Genomic DNA, 2267 nt, shown 5'->3' with positions numbered 1-2267 from the left:
TCCATGCTCATTCTCTCCACGCCGTTTTGGAGTCGACCATGAAGAAGCTTCTGATTGCAGCAGCAGTTCTGGCGGTTTCGGGTGCAGCGTTTGCCGGCAGCGGCACGGTGTCGAGCAGCAATTCGTCGAGCGGTGGCCAGACGATGGCCGGGGTCGCCGGGTTCGGCCACTTCACCGCGACCGATTCCGGCTCGGCACTCGGCGCAGCCGGCGCAACGGCCGGTGGCGGCAGCAGCGGTTCGATCTCGTACACGAACCATACGCAAACGTCGACGGTCGGCGGCTTCGGCTTCGGCGGCGCACAAGCGGGCGGCAGCAGCGGCGCGAACGCGGGCTCGACCGGCTGGACGTATCACCACTAAGCCGCGACGCGTAGCGTTCGTCATTGGCTGGCGGTACGGATGCCGGGTCCTGCCCCGCAAGGGCAGGCCCGGCTCCGCCACCGTCGAACTTCCTCACAGCAAGGAATTGCTATGAAAGCCAAAGTCATGTTAGCGACAGCGCTCACCGTCATTTCGTCCGCTGCGTTGGCGGCCGGATCGTCCACGACCAACCAGACGCAATCCGTCGCAGCGGGCGTTTCCGGTTCGGTGCTGGTCGGCTCCGGCAGCTATACCAGCAATTCGACTTCGACGGCCGGCGCGAATGCAGGCAGTACCGTGACACCCACCGGCTCCGCCGGCACGGCGTCCGCTTACCACAACTCGACTTCGACGGCCAGCGGCTCGGGCACGAACGGGGGCGCGTTCGCGGCAGGCGGCGGTATCGGTGCCGCGGGCTCGTTTGCTGGAAACGGCAGCACGAACGAAAACGCGAATGCGCTTTCGGGAGGGGTGACCGCCACGATCGTACTCGGCGCGAACCACTACACGGCCACGGGCGCGAACGACCACGGCAATGCCAACGCGGGTGCCGTGGGATGGACGGGCAGTGGCGGGTCGGGCGCGATCACCGGCTCGAATCACTACAACTCGTCGACCGTGTGGAGTACCGGTCCGGCCGGTTCGCCGTCCGCATCGGGCGGAAGCCAGGGCGACTCGAGCGCGACCGGGAGCAGTCATTAGTCAGGTGTGGGGGGACCAGTTTCCAGTTTCCCAGCGACGCTGGTCTCTTTTCCGCATCGTTGTCACGTAAGGAGTTGGCATGAAGCAGAACCTGATTGCCGCCGCTCTGATGTTCGCGTCTCTGACGGCGTATGGCGCTGACCGTGCTGCCGATGGTGGGCAATCGACTATGCAGACGTCAAACAAACCTGACCAGACAACCAAACCGTCAGAACAACAAACGCTTTCGTCGGGCAGTTCCATCGGCGGGCCGGACACCCAGCAGTGGCGGGGCATGTCGGCCGGCTCGTGGTCCCAGCTGGGCAGCGGCTGGAAGCAGTTCGGGGAAGCAGCGAAAACTGAAGGCATTCAGGGGAATTAGTACGGTTGCCTGGGTCGGAGGTCAAACCTCGTCCGGAGAGTGAAATGAACAGCAACAGGATCAAGGTGGCATGTGCGGCGATGTTCGCGATGACCACGATCGGTGCCCAGGCGCAAACCGCCGATTCGACGTCGAGCGCGCAGTCGTCGACATCGTCGACGGCGATCAGTCAGGGCGGCGGCTCGAGCATGAACACGAACACCACGAGCTCGCGCGGCGGCAACGCCACGAGCAGCAGCGGGGTGCGCGGCAGCGGCAATTCGAGCGTGAACGTCAACGTGACGATGCCGTCCAGCACGACCGGCGGCAACGTGACGCCGCAGAGCACGAACACGCTCGCGGCCGGCGCGCCAGGCACCAGCCCGTACAACACCCAGGCGACGGAAAACGTCAATTACTCGGGGACGCAGACGATCAAGACGAACCCGTCGATCCAGGCGCCGGGCCTCACGACCACGCTGTCCGATACCTGCATGGGCTCGGTGAGCGTCGGCGTGTCGTTCCCGGGGTTCGGCGCGACGGGCGGCACGACGCTGGTCGACCAGGCCTGCGTGCGGCGTCTCGATGCGCGTGAATTCCGTGCGATGGGCCTGACCGACGTGGCGCTCGCGCTGCTGTGCCAGAGCGACGCGAACCGGCGCGCGGTGGAAGCGACCGGGCACCTGTGCCCGGGCACGACCGCGCCGCTCGCCCGTTCGAACGTGGCGCCCAGCGTCGAAGCGACCGTCGCGGACGACGTGAAGTATCGCGATCCGATCGTGCGCGACCGGATGGGCCTGCCGCCGCTCGGCTCGGCCGCACCGGCGCCCGCAGCGACGCGCCCGATCGAGACGGCTTCGATG

General features: G+C 66.4%; 3 protein-coding genes and 1 pseudogene. All 4 read left to right on the top strand.

What is annotated here, in order from left to right:
* The first annotated feature begins 38 nt into the window (after nucleotides 1-38).
* Nucleotides 39-362: a hypothetical protein gene (locus H3O04_RS35075; protein WP_011547313.1), complete on the top strand. Its 324-nt coding sequence runs from the start codon at nucleotides 39-41 to the stop codon at nucleotides 360-362.
* A 111-nt stretch (nucleotides 363-473) separates the two neighbouring features.
* On the top strand, nucleotides 474-1064 hold the full coding sequence (locus H3O04_RS35070) for a hypothetical protein (protein WP_202589489.1): 591 nt from the start codon (nucleotides 474-476) through the stop codon (nucleotides 1062-1064).
* Between the two features lie 79 nt (nucleotides 1065-1143).
* On the top strand, nucleotides 1144-1425 hold the full coding sequence (locus H3O04_RS35065) for a hypothetical protein (RefSeq protein ID WP_202589488.1): 282 nt from the start codon (nucleotides 1144-1146) through the stop codon (nucleotides 1423-1425).
* A gap of 44 nt (nucleotides 1426-1469) precedes the next feature.
* A pseudogene (locus H3O04_RS35060) lies at nucleotides 1470-2267 on the top strand (chemotaxis protein CheA); the annotation flags it as partial.

The sequence above is a fragment of the Burkholderia sp. KCJ3K979 genome, assembly GCF_016759955.1.
In the GTDB taxonomy this organism is placed as follows: Bacteria; Pseudomonadota; Gammaproteobacteria; order Burkholderiales; family Burkholderiaceae; genus Burkholderia; species Burkholderia orbicola.
Note: the sequence above shows the minus strand (reverse complement) of the source record. Positions and strands in the feature narration are given on the sequence as shown.

Excerpts from the sequence above, each read along its gene's own strand:
- H3O04_RS35075 (WP_011547313.1), top strand. The coding sequence starts at position 39 with ATGAAGAAGCTTCTGATTGCAGCAGCAGTTCTGGCGGTTTCGGGTGCA.
- H3O04_RS35070 (WP_202589489.1), top strand. The coding sequence starts at position 474 with ATGAAAGCCAAAGTCATGTTAGCGACAGCGCTCACCGTCATTTCGTCC.
- H3O04_RS35065 (WP_202589488.1), top strand. The coding sequence starts at position 1,144 with ATGAAGCAGAACCTGATTGCCGCCGCTCTGATGTTCGCGTCTCTGACG.